Origin of the sequence: Denitrificimonas halotolerans, assembly GCF_034259425.1 — a bacterium.
Lineage (GTDB): Bacteria > Pseudomonadota > Gammaproteobacteria > Pseudomonadales > Pseudomonadaceae > Denitrificimonas > Denitrificimonas halotolerans.
Window position 1 is genome coordinate 45615 of sequence record NZ_JAXIVU010000003.1, and the last position, 21136, is coordinate 66750.

General features: G+C 45.4%; 26 protein-coding genes, 2 tRNA genes and 1 pseudogene. 15 read left to right on the forward strand and 14 right to left on the reverse strand.

What is annotated here, in order from left to right:
* Window positions 1-169: 169 nt before the first annotated feature.
* Both TOI97_RS03480 and TOI97_RS03485 read right to left on the reverse strand, forming a co-directional pair.
* A complete protein-coding gene (locus TOI97_RS03480) occupies window positions 170-1099 on the reverse strand; it encodes an electron transfer flavoprotein subunit alpha/FixB family protein (protein WP_321552738.1) in 930 nt (309 codons plus the stop codon).
* Window positions 1099-1848 (reverse strand): electron transfer flavoprotein subunit beta/FixA family protein, encoded by a 750-nt coding sequence (locus tag TOI97_RS03485; protein WP_321552739.1) that lies wholly within the window; start codon window positions 1846-1848, stop codon window positions 1099-1101. The genes TOI97_RS03480 and TOI97_RS03485 overlap by 1 nt, the downstream gene beginning before the upstream one ends.
* Before the next feature lie 336 nt (window positions 1849-2184).
* Between TOI97_RS03485 and TOI97_RS03490 the strand changes: the two genes are divergently transcribed.
* On the forward strand, window positions 2185-3837 hold the full coding sequence (locus TOI97_RS03490) for an electron transfer flavoprotein-ubiquinone oxidoreductase (RefSeq protein ID WP_321552740.1): 1653 nt from the start codon (window positions 2185-2187) through the stop codon (window positions 3835-3837).
* Between the two features lie 888 nt (window positions 3838-4725).
* On the opposite strand, the gene fur is transcribed toward TOI97_RS03490, so the two are convergent.
* The gene (fur, locus tag TOI97_RS03495; RefSeq protein ID WP_321552741.1) at window positions 4726-5127 is read right to left on the reverse strand and encodes a ferric iron uptake transcriptional regulator; all 402 of its coding nucleotides are present in this window, start codon (window positions 5125-5127) and stop codon (window positions 4726-4728) included.
* A gap of 96 nt (window positions 5128-5223) precedes the next feature.
* Here fur and TOI97_RS03500 point away from each other — a divergent pair, with 96 nt between their 5' ends.
* Entirely contained in the window at window positions 5224-5775 is a 552-nt protein-coding gene (locus TOI97_RS03500; protein WP_321552742.1) for an outer membrane protein assembly factor BamE, read from the forward strand.
* Window positions 5776-5993: 218 nt separating this feature from the next.
* Here TOI97_RS03500 and TOI97_RS03505 read toward each other — a convergent pair whose 3' ends face one another.
* The 3 genes from TOI97_RS03505 to TOI97_RS03515 form a co-directional block, all read right to left on the reverse strand.
* Entirely contained in the window at window positions 5994-6326 is a 333-nt protein-coding gene (locus TOI97_RS03505) for an RnfH family protein (protein ID WP_321552743.1), read from the reverse strand.
* Window positions 6319-6753: a type II toxin-antitoxin system RatA family toxin gene (locus tag TOI97_RS03510; RefSeq protein WP_321552744.1), complete on the reverse strand. Its 435-nt coding sequence runs from the start codon at window positions 6751-6753 to the stop codon at window positions 6319-6321. Before TOI97_RS03510 ends, TOI97_RS03505 begins: the two co-directional genes overlap by 8 nt.
* 146 nt (window positions 6754-6899) lie before the next feature.
* On the reverse strand, window positions 6900-7898 hold the full coding sequence (locus TOI97_RS03515) for an RNA-guided endonuclease InsQ/TnpB family protein (RefSeq protein WP_321552745.1): 999 nt from the start codon (window positions 7896-7898) through the stop codon (window positions 6900-6902).
* Between the two features lie 248 nt (window positions 7899-8146).
* On the opposite strand from TOI97_RS03515, the gene smpB reads away from it, so the two are divergent.
* On the forward strand, window positions 8147-8629 hold the full coding sequence (gene smpB / locus TOI97_RS03520) for an SsrA-binding protein SmpB (protein WP_321552746.1): 483 nt from the start codon (window positions 8147-8149) through the stop codon (window positions 8627-8629).
* 19 nt (window positions 8630-8648) lie between these two features.
* Here smpB and TOI97_RS03525 read toward each other — a convergent pair whose 3' ends face one another.
* Complete coding sequence (locus TOI97_RS03525) at window positions 8649-9113, reverse strand: TlpA disulfide reductase family protein (RefSeq protein ID WP_321552747.1); 465 nt, start codon at window positions 9111-9113, stop codon at window positions 8649-8651.
* Between the two features lie 81 nt (window positions 9114-9194).
* Between TOI97_RS03525 and arsC the strand changes: the two genes are divergently transcribed.
* From arsC to TOI97_RS03540, 3 genes are read left to right on the forward strand one after another with little or no spacing between them, the layout of a single operon-like run.
* Window positions 9195-9548 carry an arsenate reductase (glutaredoxin) gene (gene arsC / locus TOI97_RS03530; RefSeq protein ID WP_321552748.1) on the forward strand — a complete coding sequence of 118 codons (354 nt, stop codon included), beginning with the start codon at window positions 9195-9197 and terminating at the stop codon, window positions 9546-9548.
* A complete protein-coding gene (gene wrbA, locus TOI97_RS03535) occupies window positions 9545-10150 on the forward strand; it encodes an NAD(P)H:quinone oxidoreductase (protein WP_321552749.1) in 606 nt (201 codons plus the stop codon). The genes arsC and wrbA overlap by 4 nt, the downstream gene beginning before the upstream one ends.
* Window positions 10143-10565 (forward strand): DUF2069 domain-containing protein, encoded by a 423-nt coding sequence (locus TOI97_RS03540; protein WP_321552750.1) that lies wholly within the window; start codon window positions 10143-10145, stop codon window positions 10563-10565. The genes wrbA and TOI97_RS03540 overlap by 8 nt, the downstream gene beginning before the upstream one ends.
* Before the next feature lie 67 nt (window positions 10566-10632).
* Here the strand turns inward: TOI97_RS03540 and trxB are convergent, their stop codons facing one another.
* A complete protein-coding gene (gene trxB, locus TOI97_RS03545) occupies window positions 10633-11577 on the reverse strand; it encodes a thioredoxin-disulfide reductase (RefSeq protein WP_321552751.1) in 945 nt (314 codons plus the stop codon).
* A gap of 186 nt (window positions 11578-11763) precedes the next feature.
* On the opposite strand from trxB, the gene cysZ reads away from it, so the two are divergent.
* A complete protein-coding gene (gene cysZ, locus TOI97_RS03550; protein WP_321552752.1) occupies window positions 11764-12510 on the forward strand; it encodes a sulfate transporter CysZ in 747 nt (248 codons plus the stop codon).
* Window positions 12511-12898: 388 nt separating this feature from the next.
* Here the strand turns inward: cysZ and TOI97_RS03555 are convergent, their stop codons facing one another.
* Complete coding sequence (locus TOI97_RS03555) at window positions 12899-13768, reverse strand: Dyp-type peroxidase (protein WP_321552753.1); 870 nt, start codon at window positions 13766-13768, stop codon at window positions 12899-12901.
* A gap of 87 nt (window positions 13769-13855) precedes the next feature.
* On the opposite strand from TOI97_RS03555, the gene TOI97_RS03560 reads away from it, so the two are divergent.
* Together TOI97_RS03560 and TOI97_RS03565 are read left to right on the forward strand one after the other, a co-directional pair.
* The gene (locus TOI97_RS03560) at window positions 13856-14497 is read left to right on the forward strand and encodes an MBL fold metallo-hydrolase (RefSeq protein WP_321552754.1); all 642 of its coding nucleotides are present in this window, start codon (window positions 13856-13858) and stop codon (window positions 14495-14497) included.
* An 87-nt stretch (window positions 14498-14584) separates the two neighbouring features.
* Window positions 14585-15265: an OmpA family protein gene (locus TOI97_RS03565; RefSeq protein ID WP_321552755.1), complete on the forward strand. Its 681-nt coding sequence runs from the start codon at window positions 14585-14587 to the stop codon at window positions 15263-15265.
* A 25-nt stretch (window positions 15266-15290) separates the two neighbouring features.
* On the opposite strand, the gene TOI97_RS03570 is transcribed toward TOI97_RS03565, so the two are convergent.
* Window positions 15291-15590 carry a GIY-YIG nuclease family protein gene (locus TOI97_RS03570; protein ID WP_321552892.1) on the reverse strand — a complete coding sequence of 100 codons (300 nt, stop codon included), beginning with the start codon at window positions 15588-15590 and terminating at the stop codon, window positions 15291-15293.
* Between the two features lie 92 nt (window positions 15591-15682).
* On the opposite strand from TOI97_RS03570, the gene TOI97_RS03575 reads away from it, so the two are divergent.
* Both TOI97_RS03575 and TOI97_RS03580 read left to right on the forward strand, forming a co-directional pair.
* A complete protein-coding gene (locus TOI97_RS03575; RefSeq protein ID WP_321552756.1) occupies window positions 15683-16165 on the forward strand; it encodes an asparaginase domain-containing protein in 483 nt (160 codons plus the stop codon).
* 15 nt (window positions 16166-16180) lie between these two features.
* Entirely contained in the window at window positions 16181-16846 is a 666-nt protein-coding gene (locus TOI97_RS03580) for an alpha/beta hydrolase (protein ID WP_321552893.1), read from the forward strand.
* Here the strand turns inward: TOI97_RS03580 and TOI97_RS03585 are convergent.
* Window positions 16833-17432: an RNA-guided endonuclease InsQ/TnpB family protein gene (locus TOI97_RS03585; RefSeq protein WP_321552757.1), complete on the reverse strand. Its 600-nt coding sequence runs from the start codon at window positions 17430-17432 to the stop codon at window positions 16833-16835. The genes TOI97_RS03580 and TOI97_RS03585 overlap by 14 nt on opposite strands.
* Window positions 17401-17658, reverse strand: coding sequence for a hypothetical protein (locus TOI97_RS03590; RefSeq protein WP_321552758.1), 258 nt, complete (start codon window positions 17656-17658; stop codon window positions 17401-17403). The genes TOI97_RS03585 and TOI97_RS03590 overlap by 32 nt, the downstream gene beginning before the upstream one ends.
* Before the next feature lie 84 nt (window positions 17659-17742).
* Between TOI97_RS03590 and tnpA the strand changes: the two are divergent.
* From tnpA to rhlB, 4 genes and pseudogenes are all read left to right on the forward strand, one after another.
* Window positions 17743-18154, forward strand: a pseudogene (gene tnpA, locus TOI97_RS03595) (IS200/IS605 family transposase).
* A gap of 150 nt (window positions 18155-18304) precedes the next feature.
* Window positions 18305-18380, forward strand: a tRNA-Val gene (locus tag TOI97_RS03600).
* A gap of 17 nt (window positions 18381-18397) precedes the next feature.
* Window positions 18398-18474, forward strand: a tRNA-Asp gene (locus TOI97_RS03605).
* A gap of 511 nt (window positions 18475-18985) precedes the next feature.
* Window positions 18986-20404, forward strand: coding sequence for an ATP-dependent RNA helicase RhlB (gene rhlB / locus TOI97_RS03610; protein WP_321552759.1), 1419 nt, complete (start codon window positions 18986-18988; stop codon window positions 20402-20404).
* A gap of 102 nt (window positions 20405-20506) precedes the next feature.
* On the opposite strand, the gene TOI97_RS03615 is transcribed toward rhlB, so the two are convergent.
* Both TOI97_RS03615 and TOI97_RS03620 read right to left on the reverse strand, forming a co-directional pair.
* Complete coding sequence (locus tag TOI97_RS03615; protein WP_407651310.1) at window positions 20507-20944, reverse strand: transposase; 438 nt, start codon at window positions 20942-20944, stop codon at window positions 20507-20509.
* Window positions 20934-21134 (reverse strand): helix-turn-helix domain-containing protein, encoded by a 201-nt coding sequence (locus TOI97_RS03620; protein WP_321552760.1) that lies wholly within the window; start codon window positions 21132-21134, stop codon window positions 20934-20936. The genes TOI97_RS03615 and TOI97_RS03620 overlap by 11 nt, the downstream gene beginning before the upstream one ends.
* Between the last annotated feature and the right edge of the window lie 2 nt (window positions 21135-21136).

Here is a 21136-nt window from a genome sequence, read left to right on the forward strand (position 1 = left end):
ACTCTGCCTGATCATAAATCTATGCTTTCCATATTACACAGCCCACACAAACTAAGCGCTATCTCTAACGCTTTTAGTTAAAAATTCAGCGCAACACAAAGCCGTTCAAAATCTATTTCCATAAAGAAAAAAACCCGCTCATGAGCGGGTTTTTTAAAGCGAAGCAATCTTATAAGGCTGCTTCTAACTCTGGTACAGCATCAAATAAATCAGCTACTAAACCATAGTCTGCCACTTGGAAAATCGGAGCATCCTCATCTTTATTGATCGCAACGATCACTTTAGAATCTTTCATGCCTGCCAAGTGTTGAATAGCACCGGAAATACCAACAGCAATATACAGTTCTGGCGCAACGATCTTACCTGTTTGCCCCACTTGCATATCATTTGGTACAAAGCCAGCATCAACAGCAGCACGCGAGGCACCCACTGCCGCACCCAACTTATCAGCAACACGGTTGAGCATTTCAAAATTCTCACCGTTCTGCATACCACGACCACCAGATACCACAATACTTGCTGCAGTCAGCTCAGGACGATCAGATTGTGCTAGCTCCTCACCAACGAATGCAGAAATACCTGCATCACCACCTACAGAGACCGCTTCAACGCTTGCAGATCCACCCTCAGCAGCCACAGCATCAAAACCAGTACCACGCACAGTGATCACTTTAATCGCTGCACTAGACTGCACAGTAGCAATAGCGTTGCCCGCGTAAATTGGACGCTTAAAGGTATCAGCACTTTCTACAGCAATGATCTCAGAAATCTGATCAACATCAAGTAATGCTGCTACACGCGGCATAACGTTTTTACCTGTTGTTGTCGCTGCTGCAAGGATATGTGAATACTCTTTGCCTAGCTCAGCAATTAAAGGTGCAACGTTTTCAGGCAACTGATGCTCAAATGCAGCATTATCCGCTGATAAGACTTTGCTCACACCATTGATTTTTGCAGCTGCATCAGCAACTGCAGCAGAGCCTGCACCAGCGACCAGAACGTGGATGTCACCACCAATCGCCTGAGCTGCTGCAACTGTGTTTAGAGTAGCAGCACCCAAAGCGTCATTAGAATGCTCAGCAATAACTAGAATAGCCATTAGATTACTTTCGCCTCATTTTTAAGTTTCTCAACCAACTCAGCCACATCTTTTACTTTGATTCCTGCACTACGTGCCGCAGGCTCTTCAACCTTCAAAGTCGTTACTGTGGACTCGGTAGAAACGCCTAAAGATTCTGGAGTAATGGTTTCCAGTGGCTTTTTCTTCGCTTTCATAATGTTAGGCAATGATGCATAACGTGGCTCATTTAAGCGTAAATCTGTGGTTACAATAGCTGGCAAGTTCAGTGCAACAGTCTGCAAGCCACCATCAATTTCACGGGTCACATTAATCTTATCGCCATCAACTTCAACTTTAGAGGCAAAAGTACCCTGTGCATAACCGGTTAATGCACCTAGCATTTGACCAGTCTGGTTATTATCGCTGTCAATTGCTTGCTTACCCAGCATAATCAACTGCGGCTGCTCTTGATCAACCACTGCCTTCAACAGCTTTGCCACCGCAAGCGAACGCAACTCATCATTGCTTTCAATCAAAATGGCACGGTCGGCACCCAGTGCCAACGCTGTGCGCAACTGCTCTTGGGCAGCTGCTGGACCAATAGACACTGCAACAACTTCTGATGCAATACCCTTTTCCTTTAAGCGAATGGCTTCTTCTACACCAATTTCACAGAAAGGGTTCATAGACATTTTAACGTTGGCGAGTTCAACGCCAGATTTATCCGCTTTAACACGGACCTTTACGTTGTAGTCAACCACTCGTTTGACAGCTACTAGAACCTTCATGGTTTCCTCGTTATCTCGGGTGAATAAATTATTATAATGCCAAGGCTATCTTGGCCCGTTTAGATTGGGTTGGTTGAATATATAACTAACTCATCTAATAAGTACACAAGTTTTGTTATCTTGAACGTTACGCTATGGGCGGTCAAGATCACAATCTATGCCTTTGCTTCGCATGCATTTGCCATCCATTCTAACAGGCTTTGAAAAAATTCAAACGATCGTTTGCATTGGAAGACAACACCATGATAGATATAATGCCAAGAAGTTTCGTACTATATATGAGTTAAACCACGCTTTAAAAATAAAATAATGTACAACCTGTGCAGGAGATAGCTTGTGGAACGCGAATTTATGGAGTTCGATGTCGTCATCGTAGGTGCTGGCCCTTCTGGCCTATCAGCAGCATGTCGACTCAAACAAAAAGCTGCAGAAGCGGGTCAAGAGATCAGCGTTTGCGTAGTAGAAAAGGGTTCTGAAGTCGGTGCCCACCTTCTTTCTGGTGCTGTATTTGAAACCCGAGCGCTCGATGAGTTATTCCCAAACTGGAAAGAACTTGGTGCTCCACTCAACACCCCAGTCAAAAGAGATGACATTTATTTACTGAAAGACGCCGAAAAAGGACAAAAACTGCCTAATTTCTTTGTGCCCAAAACTATGCACAACGAAGGCAACTATATTATATCTCTCGGCAACCTATGTCGCTGGCTTGCAGAACAAGCTGAAGGTTTAGGGGTGGAAATTTACCCTGGATTTGCCGCACAAGAAGCACTAATCAATGAAGATGGCGCTGTATACGGCATTTTAACTGGCGAAATGGGTGTAGATCGCGACGGCAATCAAAAAGACGGCATGTATGTTCCTGCGATGGAGTTACGTGCCAAGTACACTTTGTTTGCTGAAGGTTGTCGCGGACATATTGGTAAACAGCTGATCAAACGCTACAATCTTGACAGCGAAGCAGATGCTCAGCATTACGGTATTGGCATCAAAGAAATCTGGGACATCGACCCAGCCAAACATGAAGAAGGCCTAGTACTACATACTACGGGTTGGCCGCTAGATAATGACAATCCAGGTGGCTCTTTCCTTTATCACACTGAAAACAATCAGGTTGTGGTAGGTCTTATTGTAGACCTCTCTTACAGCAACCCATACCTTTCACCCTTTGATGAGTTCCAACGCTATAAACACCACCCCGTCATCAGCCAATACCTTGAAGGCGGTACCCGTGTTGCCTATGGTGCACGAGCAATTGCTAAGGGTGGCTACAATTCTCTGCCAAAAATGGTTTTCCCAGGCGGAGCGCTTGTAGGTTGCGACTTAGGCACGTTGAACTTTGCCAAAATTAAAGGCAACCACACCGCAATGAAATCAGGCATGCTCGCTGCAGAAGCAGCAGCAGACGCCATTATTCAAGGCCGTCAAGGTTCTGATGAGCTGAGTGCTTATGTGGATGCATTCAAGTCCAGCTGGTTATATGAAGACCTTTACACTAGCCGCAACTTTGGTCCAGCTATTCATAAGTTCGGTACAATTCTTGGCGGTGCTTTCAACTTTATCGACCAAAATATCTTTGGTGGAAAAATACCATTCACACTGCGTGACACCACTCCAGATTACGCCCAACTAAAGCCTGCCTCCGAGTCAAAGAAAATCAACTATCCAAAACCCGATGGCAAGTTGAGCTTTGATAAACTCAGTTCAGTCTTCCTGTCCAATACAGCTCACGAGGCAAACCAACCGGTACACTTAAAGCTCGCCGACCCAAGCATTCCGCTTGGTAAAAACCTCTCTATGTACGATGAGCCGGCACAGCGCTACTGCCCTGCGGGTGTCTATGAAATCGTTGAAGACACTGAAGGGAAACGCTTCCAAATCAATGCTGAAAACTGTGTCCACTGTAAAACATGTGACATTAAAGACCCAGCACAAAACATCACTTGGGTCGCTCCAGAAGGTACTGGCGGCCCGAATTATCCAAACATGTAAGCATGTACGGATACAGTGATCTCTACGTCAGTAGCTAGCCCACAAGGACGCTAACCTCTCGCTCACCCAAGAGGTTAAACGCTAGAAAACTTATCACTGATCAAACCTTGGAAACCTCCCACACCTAAAATAAAGGGGGAGGTTTCCTACTACTAAACAACTATCCCCAAGTGACAGAATGTGCTGAGCAGCACCTATGTCACAGCCACGCGACACTACAGCCTGCACGCTTATCCTACTACTCCTAGCCCTGCAATAACCTTCTGCCGACTATCAAACAATGGACTACAACAACGACCCCTTTAAATAGCGTATGCCCCATTAACCTCCTTAAAAAATAGCTGCATAAACGCATTTATAGTCCAACTTGTTTTTAAGTGCCCCAGCCAACAATCTGCCCCGATTTAGCTCTCTTGGTTTTAACAAGTTTTAAACGACTCAATACAGCCCAAATAGCTTTCATCACAATGATTGACAAACTTATTGCTAAACGTATATAGCACACTTTTCTCTACATTCGGCGATCTTTCTACGAAGGACAGCCCATATATGCCTTCAAGTAAATTTCTCACCAAAACGTTCAATTTTAAAGTTAGTGAATAGTCTGAACAGCGTATTCAGTCACAGGCCAAGGCAGCAGCACCCTAATTCATTAGTCTGCATATATGAAAAACTTTCTATGGGGTCCCAACTACTTATGTTGGAAGTGTCAGCAGCACCACTCATTTTGTGGTGCTCCGACAATACACAGCGAACAACAAGACAGCCCAATCAAGGGAACTTTCGCCTCCCTTTATTAACTTTCCCACTCTAAAAAGTACCGAGCTGCACACTGAACCCGCACCAAAACGATGCGCTTACGTCACAATGTTGTTTTGAATGGATGATTCACTTCTTTTTTACATACAACACAAGATTATGGTCGACCATTTCATAACCCATCTCTTCAACAATCTGATGCTGTCGCCTTTCGATTTCTTCATCGTAAAACTCAAAAACCTCACCTGAGTCAACGCAGACAATATGATCATGGTGCTCTCCATCATCCAGCTCAAACACTGCGTGACCACCATCAAAGTTATGTCGAATCACCAACCCTGCAGCTTCGAACTGAGTTAAAACACGGTACACCGTAGCTAAACCAACGTCCTCTCCCGCCTCCATTAATGTTTTATATACATCCTCAGCACTCATATGCCGAGGCTCACATGTTTCAAGGATTTGCATGATTTTAACGCGTGGTAAAGTGACCTTTAAACCCGCTTTACGTAATTCATTATTTTCAGGCATAGATATTTTCTCACTATTGCGGTTTCGCTAAGACGCATAATGCAGGTATAGTCAGTGTATCTGTAATCTATTCACGATAGTGGAAGTCTGTCTCCAATGCAAAATAGCTCACGTATTATTCGCAATTTCACCCTCGCTAGCTTACTCGTACTAGCAGGATGCTCATTTCCTGGCGTCCATAAAATTGATATCCAACAAGGCAACGTTGTCACCCAAGACATGGTCGACCAACTTCGTCCTGGCATGACCACTCGCCAAGTTCGCTACATCATGGGCTCCCCCTTGATCGCAGATACTTTTCATGGCAATCGTTGGGACTACTTATACAGCATCCAAATTGCTGGTGGCACACGCAAACAAGAGCGCATCAGCTTAATCTTTGACGAAAATGGACTTTTGCAAGGTCTAGGCGGTGACTTTATTCCTGGCATCAGCCGTGATCAAGCCATTTTAGGTGAGGTAACACCAACCACTTACGACGAAGCAAACTCTGAAGTAACTACACCTATTATCACCCACCCTTTGCCAACCACACCTGAAATGCCCCCGGCTCCTGGTTCACTGCAAGAAAAAATCCAACGCGAACTGGATGATGCTGAAGTTGAGCCAATGCCAACCTCTCGACTCAAAGAGGGTGAGCAACTCTAAAATCTACTCTATTTTTTGTACTTACCAGCCCCCGCCTAAAGACGGGGGCCTACTGCTAGATAACCCATGCCCGACTACGAGAAGGATCTTAGCTGCATTCATATCTGAGTCAAAGCTGGTTAAGTTCAACTGTAGGCTGATCATGTATGCCTTCTGGTGACTTTCCTACCAAGTACTCGGTAACGTACTGAGTTAATTCTACGCAGCAAAAATTACCATCAAACACCCTCTGTTTGCTGCTGCTCTGCTTTGGCTTTAGCTTTAGCTTTGGCTGCACGCTGCCGGCGCACTTCTTTTGGGTCTGCTAGCAAAGGACGATAAATCTCAACGCGCTCCCCTTCCTCTAAAATATGCGCCTCAGGCTTAGGAATAGCTTTACCAAACACCCCTAACGGACTGCTCTGCAAATCTAGCCCAACAAATTCTTGATCCAACCCTGAACGCAACACAGCCTCTCGCGCATGGGTTCCTTGCGGCACTTTAAGCTCGACTATCTTTTGCTTATCTGGCAAAGCATAAGCCACCTCAACACAAATTATCGCCTCACCCATAAAGTTCTTTCGCCCTCTGACAAAATGCATCCACCATTGTGTTAGCCGCTTGAGTAAACAGTGGCCCCAACGTCGCTTTCATAATAGCCCCCGAGTAGTCAAACTCTAAATCTAAGCTGATTTTACAAGCATTTTCACCCAACGCTTTAAACTCCCAACTTCCCTGCAGCCGTGTAAAAGGTCCTTCTTCAAGGGTCATACTGATTTTCTCATTGGGCACCAACGTATTTTTAGTGACAAAGCGCTGTGACAATCTACCTTTAGCCATTGTCAGCCCAGCACGCATGCACTCTTCACTATGTTCTAAAATCTCGCTTGCAGAACACCAGGGCAAAAACTCAGGATAACTAGCAACATCATTCACCAAGTCATATAAAGCAGCTGCGCTGTACGGTAATAACGCAGACCGTTGAATTTGTGTGGCCATATAAACTCTTTATCCAGAAAAAAGGAATGAATACACCACTTGCAAGCCTAAACTTCGCCTCGTAGCGCATTTAAATGCAACTCTATTGTCATGCATTCGCGACACTGCCTCAAGCAAAGTTAAAGATTCTTGACATCCTCCCCGACCTAAAGGACGGTGATTCCTACCGCTAGACGGCCATGCTCGGCCGCGAGAATGTTACGTGCCGCGTTGATATCGCGATCGTGGGTGACACTACACCCACTGCACGTCCATTCTCTTATTCCAAGTCCTGCGATACCTTTCGGCCTCGACTCGGGCAAACTGCCGCAACTCGAACAGGTTTGGGTGGTGTATGCCTCGTTAACTTCCTTAAAAACAATGCCTGCGTGAGCGCATTTATAGTCCAGCATTGTTTTTAATTGACCCCAGCCAGCATCTAACACTGACTTGGCCATCGTGGTTTTAACGAGTTTTAAACTACTGACATTACCGACATAGATTTCACCGCAGCGGTTGACCAGCGTGCGGCTGAACTTGTGCAGGGCATCTTTTCTACGGTTAGCGATTTTCGCATGAATGGTTTTGACTTGGGTTTTATTTCTGGATCGTTGCGCTATGGCTAATTTTTCCTCAAGGCCACGATAGAAGCGGCCCGCTTCTAGCTTGGTGCCGTCCGAGCAGGTGGCAATGTCGGTCAAACCAAGGTCAATACCGATACAGTCCTGGCCTTTGGTTGGCTCGACCTCCATATCAACCACAACATTGAAGTACCAGCGGCCACGGGCATCTTCGTTGAAGCTACCAGAGCGGAATTTATATTGGCTCAGGCCGTAACTGTCCCACACCTTGAAGTAGTGGCCATTATGGTAGACCTGCCCGTTTTTCCATTGAGCTGCACCTGTATTGACGGGTATCCAACCCAGTGAGCGGCGTACACCGCCTGATTTACGCCAATTCAGCCGCACTTTCTTAAACTGCTTGCGGCGTGCGACATACTCACCCGCGATGCACTGTAAGGTTTGGCTGTGCAGCCCAAGCTCTTTACCTGCGCCCTTTGTGTAGGGATGCATATCAAAAGCAGACAAAAACACACCACGTTCTTTAATCGAGCGTTGACTTAATTCATTAACAAAGTTCCAGACGAAATTGACGCTGCGAGCCATGCGGTTTAGCAAGGGCACATGCCTGTCTCAGACTCAGACTCGGACTTTTAATGTTTTGGCGCGCCTTATCACACTGTATATAATACCAGCACAACCTATACTGCAAAGACTTTAGCAGCCTGTTAAGGGGTTAAAGGGCTACTTACGCAGCCCTCGCTATCCATCCTCGCACTAAAAGTACGAGGTCTTACGCGATTTTGATAACGAGTACTCGCCAGATGAGAAAATACGTCTTATAATCCCATGTTATGGCTAAACATAAAAAACAACCGAAAGGCACTATTGCGCTCAATAAAAAAGCGCTACATGATTATTTTGTCGAACAGCGCATGGAGGCAGGTATTGCCTTGTCCGGCTGGGAGATCAAAAGCTTACGGGCTGGTAAAGCGCAGCTCGTGGATAGCTACGTCTTATTAAAAGACGGTGAAGCATGGTTAATGGGCTGCCACATCAGCCCCTTAAAAACTGCTAGCACCCATGTCATTGCAGACCCAACTCGTACTCGCAAACTGCTTTTGCATCGCAGAGAGCTTGATAAGCTCTTTGAAGGTGTCCAACAAAAAGGTTATACCTGCGTTGCTTTGGCTTTGTACTGGAAAAAACACTTAGTCAAATGTGAAATTGCGCTAGGTAAAGGTAAAAAAGCTTACGATAAACGTCACGTACAAAAAGAGCGTGATTCAAATCGCGAAATGCAGCGCGCATTACACGACCGTAAAAAAGCACTCTAATACAAACAAGGTCAGCACTTTAGGGAGCTGACCATCCCTCATCACTTAACACCTGCAAGATACTGTCCAGTGTCTGCTCACCCTCTAACTTACGCACCCAAACACCTTCAGGATTAACAATATAGCTTACGGGCAACCCATGTACAGTTGGCAAAGCAAAACGCTGCGCGGGGTCCTTAGCTAGCACCGGAAAAGCAATACCTAACCGCTGACTATCGGCCTGCAACGCCTCACCTTGCAACTGATCATAATTCACACCAAATACCCGTACACCCTTATCACTTAAGCGGTGATGTAATGCATTAAGCTCGGGTATCTCATTACGGCATGGAGCACACCACACTGCCCAGTAATTAATAACCAACCACTGATCCGCTAACAGCGCTTCGGAAACCGGTACACCATGCTGATCGATACCTAATGAGTCACTTTGTCCGCAAGCTGTTAAGATAGTAAGTACAATTAAAAATAGGTATTTTTTCAAGGTATTCTCACTTTAGTACAGATATATCGACCAAGTCGATGAGCCTGTTAGAATGCCTGATGCATCTTTAGAGGTAAAAAAATGACAGATATCACTTTGTATCACTATTCACGCTGCAGCAAATCCCGAGCAGCCTTAGCACTACTGGAAGAACGTGGTATTAAGGCAACAGTAGTACACTACTTAGATACACCACTGAACGCCAAGCAAATCAGCCAACTCCTGAGCAAGCTTGGAATCAATGCGCGCGCCCTAATACGTACTGGAGAAACAGCTTACAGTGAAATGGCATTAGATAATCCTGAGCTCAGTGAGTCTGAATTAATCGACGCTATGGTTAAAGCTCCCATATTAATTCAACGCCCCATTCTTGAAGTAGGCGAACGTGCAGCCATCGGCCGCCCCATCGACAATATCATTGAGCTTTTAGCATGACTGCACCTTATATTTTAGTACTTTACTACAGTCGCTATGGCGCTACAGCAGATATGGCACGCTACATTGCTAGAGGTGTAGAGCAAGGCGGGATGGAAGCCCGCCTTCGCACCGTACCGGCCGTATCAACCGAATGTGAAGCGATCGCACCACAAATCCCTAGCGAGGGTGCCATCTACGCAACTCTGGATGACTTAAAAAACTGTGCCGGTTTAGCACTCGGCAGCCCTACACGCTTTGGTAATATGGCAGCACCAATGAAGTACTTCCTTGATGGCAGCAGCAGCCTTTGGCTTACTGGGGAATTAGTTAACAAACCAGCTGGTGTTTTCACTTCCACATCTAGCCTACATGGAGGCCAAGAAAGCACTTTGCTTAGCATGATGCTGCCATTACTGCATCACGGCATGTTAATTTGCGGCCTACCTTATAGCGAATCTGCTTTACTCAATACTCAAGCAGGCGGTACCCCTTACGGCCCCAGTCATGTTGCTGGCGCTGATAGCAAGCGCTCGCTCGACGAGCATGAAATTAGCCTCTGCACAGCTCTGGGACTACGCCTAGCGAAATTTGCTCAGCAACTGGAGTCGTCCCATGGCTAAAAAAAATGACAAGCCGCTTCCTGAGCTCAACTGGCTGAAACCCCGCCTACGCATCAGCCGCCTCATTAGCCTAGTTTCATTGGCCGCACTCGCAGCACTGCTAGTGGTATGGAATTTATTTTTCATTAACCGACCGGATACCCCAGGCTTAGGCGCTGCAGCAATTATCACCATCGCCTTAACACCACTGATGATTGTGGCCTTAGGTATGCTATTAGGCTCAGAAAAAACTCATATTTGGGCCTGTATTTTAATTAATATCTACTTCATACATGGCGTCGTAGCTAGCTTCTCACCAGTGAATGCCTGGTTGGGATATACAGAAACCTTCTTAAGCGTTCTGTTATTTTGCAGCGCCTTCATGCATACGCTATGGAGTTTTAAATACAAACGCAAATTAGCTGGCGAAGCCTAAATAAACCTCAGCAAAAAAACGCCGCTTTGCAAGTTGCAATAGCGGCGTTTTTTCGCACATTTTAAGCTTAATTCTCTAAATATTTTTCAGCATCCAATGCAGCCATGCAGCCTGCGCCAGCCGAAGTAATGGCCTGTCGATAGATATTATCTGCCACATCTCCTGCAGCAAAAACTCCAGGGATACTGGTTGCGGTCGCATTCCCTTCGCGCCCCCCATTGACTACCATATAACCATCTTTAAGTTCTAACTGACCTTCAAAAAGACTTGTGTTAGGTGTATGGCCGATAGCGATAAAGACACCATCCACTGCAAGCTCTGTGGTGCTGCCATCATTATTTAATAAGCGTACACCAGTAACGCCCATATCATTACCCAAAACCTCATCAACCTGCGCATTCAACACCAGCTCAATTTTCCCCGCAACAACTTGTGCTTGCAGTTTGTCTTGTAGAATTTTCTCAGCACGGAAGGTGTCTCGACGATGGACCAAAGTGACTTTACTGGCAATATTAGACAGATAAAGCGCTTCTTCTACCGCAGTATTGCCTCCACCTACAACAGCGACTTCACGATTACGATAGAAAAAACCATCGCAGGTAGCACAAGCTGAAACCCCTTTCCCCATAAAGCTTTCTTCTGAAGGCAGACCTAGGTAACGTGCACTCGCCCCAGTAGCAATAATCAACGCATCACAAGTGTAAGTTCCACTATCACCAATTAAAGTAAATGGTTTATTTTTCAACTGTGCGGTATGAATATGATCAAAAACAATCTCTGTATCAAAACGCTCAGCATGCTGCTGCATACGTTCCATCAGTGCAGGCCCAGTTAACCCTTCAGGGTCACCTGGCCAGTTATCTACATCAGTAGTTGTCGTGAGCTGGCCACCTGCTTGCATCCCCGTTATCAATAAAGGATTTAAGTTAGCGCGTGCTGCATACACAGCTGCGCTATAACCTGCAGGACCGGAACCTAGAATAATAACTTTTGAATGGCGTACTTCAGACATACATAACTCCTAAAAGGGACCTAAGGCCAAAAACGTGTCATAGATTACAGCTTTCAGGTTCGCTAACCTAACTCTAACCTTTTAAAATATTGAACGAATGTAGATTACAATACTTTATAACAGCACCAAGCTGCTTATATAGTCTACCAACGTCACTTACCACGCCACTCGCAAAGGATACACTTTATGTCAGCCCAACCTCTTGGCGGCCCTTATTACTTAACTGCTGGCTTTAAAATGATCACACGGCCCGGACTGCGTATGTATGTATTACTACCGCTGTCGATTAATATTGCTGTATTTTTCGGACTCATTTATTTTGCTGTACAAGGCTTCCGTGGGTGGGTCGAACAATTGATGCCGAACTTACCTAGTTGGTTATCTTTTTTAGATTACTTGCTCTGGCCTTTATTTGTTGTATTAGTACTGCTGATCATTTTCTTCACATTCACTACCATCGCCAACTTAATTGCTTCGCCTTTTAACAGCTTCCTCGCTGAAAAGGTTGAGGTGATTGCACGCGGCAACGATCACTTCCCACCCTTTAGTTGGAAAGCATTGCTCGCCATGGTTCCCCGCACCTTGGCACGGGAAATGCGTAAACTGGGTTACTTTTTACCACGCGCCTTAGGCTTACTCATCCTATCCTTAATTCCTGGGATCAACATTATTGCCGCGCCACTGTGGGTAGTTTTTAATATTTGGATGATGGCTGTACAATATATTGACTACCCTGCCGACAATAACAACATCAGCTGGCCTTCAATGATAGAGTGGATTCGCAGCCGACGCATCTTAAGCTTAGGTTTTGGTGGTATCACTTACCTAGCATTGATGGTGCCTGTATTCAACTTAATTGCTATGCCCGCAGCAATTGCTGGTGCCACACTGCTTTGGGTTGATCATCACAAGCCACCTGCTTCTACTTATTGATATCCTCCCCGATCTAAAGAACGGGGACTCCTGCTGCTAGACAACAATGCCCGACCGCGAGAATGTTTTGCACCACGCTTATATCGCGGTCATGGGGGACACCGCACCCGCTGCACGTCCATTCTCTTATTCCAAACCCTGCAATATCTTTCGACCCCTGACTCAGGCGGGCTCGCAGGGAGTGTTAGAGGCGCACCTAGCACAGTGAACCGATAATATAGTGAGCAGCAAACAAGACTCCAATAGGCTGTTTACGCACTTATCGCTTCCCATCTTCGCACTCAAAGTACGAGCTCTTGTGCAACTCCGACAAAACCCACTCATTTTGTACCTCATCACTCACCATGAAATACATTCAAAATATAATGAACGGGTTTACTTGATGTACTTAAAGTACAGCACTTAAATCAAGCTGCCCATCGACCATTGGCGGACACCAGTAATAACCTCCAGTCACTGGACGACTAAAACGGAACAAAGCATCTGTAATACCATCATCCAAACCAATCATACGACGCAACTGTTTCTCATAAGAATCCAACGTATCGCCAAAAGACAAAAAGACCAAGCCCGCATCATCGCCATCGATATAAGGCATAGAGCGGCGTACTACAAACGCTTCAGGCTCAAAATCCTCCATCGCAGTACGCTTTACATGAGCTGATTCTGGCGCATCATCAATCTCTTCATTATCACTTAAGCGACGACCAAAAATATGATCTTGCTCCTGCTGTGGTAAATGTTTAAAGCTCACCAAATCATGCACCCAATGCTGCACAGCAGCGTAGCTTCCACCTGGGGCTTGTGTATCAAACGCCGCATCAATCGCCGCCTGCCCCACTGGGTTTTCGGTGCCATCTTCATAGCCGGTTAGATCATGACCATCTAAATAACGGAAAGACTCGGTGACTTGAACTACAGACAACGCAGGAGCAAGTGCATTAATTAAAGTATTAGTACGATGCAATAATTCACCACGATCATCGCCTAGCAACCAACACCACATCGCATACTGAGTCGAAGGAATATCAATACCGTGCGCACTTAATGCTGGGAAAATACGTAATTTATCCAGCCTCATACCTACAGCTTGCAAAAGTGATGAACCCAAACCAACAACAATATTTTTACCATCTGCTAACTCAGACAAACGACGCAATGCCGCCGCAAGTTGCTCATTTGACTCTAAGGTAAAAAACACATGTCGTGCTAACGGGGGGACCGGCTCAGCCAGAATTGCAGTTTGGTATTTATTCATATCATCTCCTCAGACCACCGACAATAAATGGTGAATACGTTAGGCTATGCTTACAAAGATAAATCTTTTCACTCGGAGTTTAAACCATTGACGAAGCACCTCCCATTGATTCGAGAAACGTTTCCCGTCGGCCCATTACAGTGCAATTGCACCATCATTGGTGATCCCATTACAAAAAAGGCACTGGTCATTGACCCCGGCGGTAATCATGAATTGATTTTACAACGCCTTGATGAATTGGGCCTACGCGTTGTAAGCATTATCCATACCCATGCCCATCTAGACCATTTTTTAGCCTCAGGCCTGATGAAAGAAAAAACAGGGGCTACTTTACACCTGCACAAAGAAGATCAATTTCTCTGGGATAATTTAGAAATGCAATGCTCAATGTTTGGCGTTCCTTATACCCCAGTACCCGCTCCAGATTATTGGCTCAACGATGATGAAGAGCTAGCCTGTGGTTGCGGTGTAGCACTCCACACTCCCGGTCATACCCCAGGCTCTATGAGCTTCTGGTTCCCCAATGACAAACTACTGATTGCCGGTGATACTTTATTTAAACAAGGCATTGGCCGCACTGACTTATGGGGAGGCGATTACAGCACCATTGAACGCTCCATTCGCCAACGTTTATACACCTTGGATGAAGAAGCAACAGTCGTCACTGGACATGGAGCCGACACCATACTCGGAGATGAAATGCGTAATAATCCTTTTGTACGTGCCTAATGAACTAACTATATTAATTCGGTTCTGATTCACATAGAGTAAACAAGCAACACACAACAAAAGCTTATAGCTTATAAGGAATTGACCATGCGAAAACTCTCCAAATCACGCACCTTGATTGCCACAGGTATTGTTGCGCTACTAGCTGGTTGTGCCAACAACCCTTACGATGGCCAGCAAGGTGGATCAAATAAAACAGCAATCTACGGAGGCTTAGGCGCGCTTGGCGGTGCAGCAATTGGTGCAGCAACCTCTAGCAAAAAAGACCGCGGTAAAGGCGCATTAATTGGTGCTGCGGTGGCAGGTGCAGCAGGTGCTGGCTATGGCTACTATGTTGATAAACAAGAAGCCGAATTGCGTCGCAGCATGCAAGGCACAGGAATTGATATCCAACGCTCTGGTGACAACCTCACTTTAATTATGCCGGGCAACGTGACCTTTGCAACTGACTCAGCAACAATTTCTAGTAACTTCTACGGCACCCTAAATAACTTAGTACAGTCGTTTAACCAGTATGATCAAAATACCATTGAAATTGTTGGTCATACTGATAGCACAGGTCCATATCAGCACAACATGAACCTCTCCCAGCGCCGCGCACAAAGCGTTGCTAACTATTTAAGTAACCAAGGTGTAAGTAGAGCACGCATGAGCGTTCACGGCGTAGGCCCTGATCAACCCATCGCAGATAACAACACTGCACAAGGCCGTCAGCAAAACCGCCGCGTAGAGATTAACTTGCGCCCAATCCCAGGCGCTTACCAGTAATGTTAAAAGCCCTGCTAGCCTAACGCTAGCGGGGCTTTTTTAGCTCTACTAACAGCTCATTACTAGGAGCGTAGAGTAATTGTTCTTTAAGCGCTTTTGGTAAACGTTTAATAGCTATTTCACGACGCAATGCACTGGATTTATCTGCACACTCTTCCACATAAACTAGCGCTTTGGCCGGACTAGTCGAAAAAAAACGCGCCCCCTTACCTGAACAATGCTGAGCAAAACGCTTATCTACATCCAAGCTGACCCCGCAATATAAAGCTTGATTTTCTGCACGCACTAAGTACACATACCACATCTGTTCTGCTGCTGTTGTCATAACACTTCCGAATCTATGCATAGCTTTCATCATGCCTTCTAAGCAATAATCCATAGTAAACCCACCCTTAGCAGATAGGATTACGCAATCTAATGCATATTCATATTCTAACCACGGGGGGTACTTTTGATAAAATTTATCATGATGCCCTTTCGGAATTTACCATTGGTGAACCTATGGCTCCCGAGCTGCTTGATGAAGCCGGCGTTAATTTAACCTATACGGTAGAGAGCTTATTAAAAAAAGATAGCCTAGAGTTTACTGAAAGTGACCGTGAGCTCTTACGCCAACGAGTGCTCAGTAGCCCTCACACACATATTTTAATTATTCATGGTACAGATACGATGACCTTAAGCGCACAGTTTTTAGGACAAGTGAATCGTAAAACTGTTGTCTTCACCGGTGCCATGCAACCAGCTCGTATGCGAAAAAGCGATGCCCCTTTTAATTTAGGTTTTGCGATCGGTATCTTGCAATGTTTAGACTCCGGTATTTACATTGCCATGAATGGTCAAGTTTTCAATACTGATAATGTTCAAAAAAACCGCCAAATGGGGCGTTTTGAAACCCTTTAAGATGAGTTATTCATGATCAAAAATGCATTAATTGTTGAGGCCCTACAACCGGCCAATGCGTGTGTCATTTGGCTGCATGGACTAGGCGCAGACCGCACTGATTTTGAGCCTGTCGCACGCATGTTACAGCCACAACTGCCAAGCACACGCTTTATCTTACCGCAAGCTCCAAACCAAGCCGTCACCATCAACGGTGGTTACCAAATGCCCAGTTGGTACGATATTTTATCAATCAGCCCTGGTAAACGCGCAATTAATAGCGAGCAATTGGAAACCACAACCCAGCAATTGATCACTCTCATGGAGCAACAACGTGACAGTGGTATTAACCCTGCTCGCATCATTCTCGCAGGTTTCTCGCAAGGTGGCGCTGTTGTGTTACATACTGCATTTTTACGTTGGAACGAACCCTTAGGTGGTGTCATGGCATTATCAACCTATGCACCAACCTTTGAGCAAGTCACACAACTGAATCCAGTGCAAACCAAGATACCTACACTGTGCATGCACGGTGTGCAGGATCCAGTGGTTCCCTTATTTATGGGACAAGCCGTAAAAAAACAACTTCAAGAATGGGGCGTTACAGTAACATGGCACGATTATCCCATGGAGCATGCTGTGTGCCACGAGCAAATTGCAGATATTGGCCGCTGGCTCAGTACGCAACTTAAATCAGCTTGATACCCTCCCGCCCCAATGGGCGGGACTCCCACAGCCATTCTCTTATTCCAAGTCCCGCGATACCTTTCGGCCTCGATTCGGGCAAGCTGCCACAATTCGAACAGGCTTGGGTGGTGTATGCCTCGTCAACTTCCTTAAAAACAATGCCTGCGTGAGCGCATTTATAGTCCAGCATTGTTTTTAATTGACCCCAGCCAGCATCTAACACTGACTTGACCATCGTGGTTTTAACGAGTTTTAAGCTACTGACATTGCCCACATAGATTTCACCGCAGCGATTGACCAGCTTACGGCTAAACTTGTGCAATGCGTCTTTTCTACGGTTAGCAATCTTAGCGTGAAGGGTTTTGACTTGGGTTTTATTTCTAGCCCGTTGTGCTATGGCTAATTTTTCCTCAAGGCCACGATAGAAGCGGCCCGCTTCCAGTTTTATGCCATCCGAGCAGGTGGCAGTGTCGGTCAAACCAAGGTCAATACCGATACAGTCTTGGCCTTTGGTTGGCTCGACCTCCACACCCACCACCACGTTAAAGTACCAGCGGCCACGGGCATCTTCATTGAAACTGGCCGAGCGAACGCCTAGCACCGTCTGATTTGCGCCAGTTCAGCCGTGCTTTATTAAACTGCTTACGGCGCGTGACATACTCACCTGCAATGCACTGTAAGGTTTGGCTGTGCAGCCCAAGCTCTTTACCTGCGCCCTTTGTGTAGGGATGCATATCATACGCAGACAAAAACACACCACGCTCTTTGATCGAGCGTTGACTTAATTCATTAACAAAGTTCCAAACGAAATTGACACCTCGAGCCATGCGGTTTAGCAAGGGCACATGCTTGTCTCATACTCGAACTTTTAAAGTCTTGGTGCTTTTAATACCTTCAAGAATAATTGACCTATGATTAAAAATAACCCATACAGATCAGGTAGACACTGTATTTTTGAAATCCATGCTCACTTGATCTTTGTACTAAGTACCGAGGTGCTGTGTTCAGCAGTCAACACCTAAAATCGCTTGAAAGTATTTTTAACGGTGTGTGCGTGAGCTTTGAGTCAGAATTGTTTGAATTTAATGGCGAAGCTGACCACGTACACCTTCTGGTAAACTTTCCTCCCAAGGTTTCTTATCACGCTTAGTAAATAGCTTGAAAGGCATATCAGACCGCCGACTTAAACAAATGCATCCTGAGTTGGTTAAGTCTACATACATGAAAAATGCATTATGGAGTCCGAGTTACTATGCTGGCAGCATAGGCGGAACGCCTATTGCAGTGATCCGGCAATACATTGAGCAGCTGACAAGCTCCTAGTAGGGCTGCTTACGCCCCTTGCTATCCATTCTCACACCAAAAGTACGAGATCGTGCGAGACCTCGATAAAAGTGTTTATTTGATTTTTTAAAGATAGTGCTTGCTAAATCTTTTTATGGTGCCTATAATACGCACCTCTTCGAAAGACATGGGTGATTAGCTCAGCTGGGAGAGCATCTGCCTTACAAGCAGAGGGTCGGCGGTTCGATCCCGTCATCACCCACCATATCTTTCAAGAATTGCGCAGTGGTAGTTCAGTTGGTTAGAATACCGGCCTGTCACGCCGGGGGTCGCGGGTTCGAGTCCCGTCCACTGCGCCATATTAAGAAAACCCGTTAAGTAGTTGATACTTAACGGGTTTTTTCGTTTCTGAATGATAGATGTGTTAGTCTGTAGTGTGTGCTGTAGGTAGGTGTATTTTTACATCCCTAACTTAACAGTATAGTCCGAGCGCGGGTTTTGGAGCGATATCGGTGAGTACTTTATTGATGAATACAGTGTTTGTCGGTATAGGGTATGTGCTCCATAACACCACACACTGCCGGCTCATGTTCTTACTCTCAAAACCGCGCGTCCTGCTATGAAGCATCTCGCCATCTAAATAAGTGACCGTGCCAGTTAGCCCTCAATCAACGTTGAGTTGGTATTGACATGAGAGCATCCCAAGTTTCACCTCTGCCTGCCTTTTAATCTAGATTCAGCGCCTCGCCTTACCCAAAGATCTGCTTGGTATTTACACTCACTTTGACCACCAGCAATGAAACTGTTTCTACTCAGCACTACGATGGCTTACACTAGTATGAATTTATAGACTACATATAAGAGAATGCCGTGCTCAAAGCACTTAAGAATATTTTTAAAAAAGAGCCTGAAGTCACTCATGCTGAGCAAACCAATAACACCACTATGAAATCAGCAGAGTCTATTCACTCCACTTCAGCAAAAAAAGCTGCTGAACAGAACACAACACCTGTGAAAACTGCCGTGTCTAAACCTCATACACCTAAAAAAGAAAACCTAAAGTCTACTGATAAGCCCTGGTCCATTGAAGACTTTGTAGTGGAAGAGCAAGATGGAAAAACACGCTTCCATGACTTTAACCTTGCTCCAGAACTGATGCACGCAATCCAAGATTTAGGCTTTCCTTACTGCACACCAATCCAAGCGCAAGTATTAGGTCACACTTTAGCTGGTAAAGACGCCATTGGCCGTGCACAAACTGGTACCGGTAAAACTGCCGCGTTTTTAATTTCCACCATCAGCCAGCTGACACAAACCCGCCCTCCTAGCGAACGCTATATGGGCGAACCACGAGCGTTGATTATTGCGCCTACTCGAGAGTTGGTTGTCCAAATTGCCAATGACGCGATTGCTTTAACAAAGTACACCGACCTGAATGTAATGGGTTTTGTGGGAGGTATGGATTTTGATAAACAACTGCGCCAATTAGAGGCACGTTATTGCGATATTTTAGTGGCCACTCCTGGTCGTCTATTAGACTTTAATCAGCGTGGTGAAATCCATCTAGATATGGTTGAAGTTCTCGTAATGGATGAAGCCGATCGCATGCTCGATATGGGCTTCATCCCACAAGTACGTCAGATTATTCGCCAAACACCCCCTAAATCAGAGCGTCAAACTCTCTTATTCTCGGCCACCTTTACTGACGATGTCATGAACTTATCCAAACAATGGACCACAGATCCAGCCATCATTGAAATCGAACCTGACACTGTCGCCAGTGATTCTATTGAGCAACATGTATATGCCGTTGCAGGCAGTGATAAGTACAAACTGCTTTACAATCTGATTCAACAAAATAACTGGCCCCGTGTAATTGTCTTTGCCAATCGTAAAGACGAAGTGCGCCGAATTGAAGAACGCTTAACCCGCGACGGCATTAATGCCGCCCAAATGTCAGGAGACGTGGCACAGCATAAGCGCACCCGTGTGTTGGAAAACTTTCGCTCCGGCCGTGTACGTGTTCTAGTTGCTACAGACGTTGCTGGACGCGGTATTCATGTTGATGATATCAGTCACGTAGTGAACTTCACCTTACCTGAAGACCCCGACGACTATGTGCACCGCATTGGCCGTACCGGCCGCGCAGGTACCACAGGTGTCTCCATTAGTTTTGCGGGTGAAGATGATGCGTACGCCCTACCAGCAATTGAAGAACTGCTTGGACATAAAATTCATTGTGAGACACCACCGGAAGCACTATTAGTAGAGCCTCCAAAAAGTCGCTAAAAAACGAACAGTCATCGTAATGCCCATTGCTCTATAAAAAAACCAGACTCAACGTCTGGTTTTTTTATAGAGCAATGTGGAGTGCCCCCTTTTCTTGGACTCCTAAGCCACGCTTTTTCTTAGGTACAGAGCTCTGTATTGAGCAGGGCTCATCTTTAAATTAAGCATGATTCGTTCGTTGTTATAGTAGCTAATGTAATCTTTTATTTCCTTCATCAGTGATTTTTCTGATTTGCCCTTGAAACGATAAAAGAACTCTTTTTTAAAAGTAGCGAAGAAACTTTCCATGGCTGCATTATCGTAGCAATTACCCTTGCGAGACATGCTTTGAGTGATGTTGGTGTTAGCCAATGACCTTTTAAAGTCATGCATGCGGTAATGCCAACCTTGATCTGAGTGCAGAAGCGTTGTCTTGCTGCTATCAAGCTGCGGTAGCAGTTTTAAAGCATGCTCCTGCCTTAATGCATCAACAATTATCGTTTTTTCTTTGGCGCTGACTTTTTGCTTTGCATTAAGGCGTCCAGCTTTTTTAGGCATCATATCGGGTTGATACCTTCAGTTCGACATCAAAAGCAGATTTACCATGCTGTTTATAACGATCAGCCCATCGCTTTAATGTTGCGTCATTAAGTAAGTATTTTTTTGAAAACTCAGCACTACTTAAATGCCCTTTAAGGTATTTTCGTACCGCGTTTATTTTAAAAGCTTTGGTGTGTTTCGGTCTTTTCATTG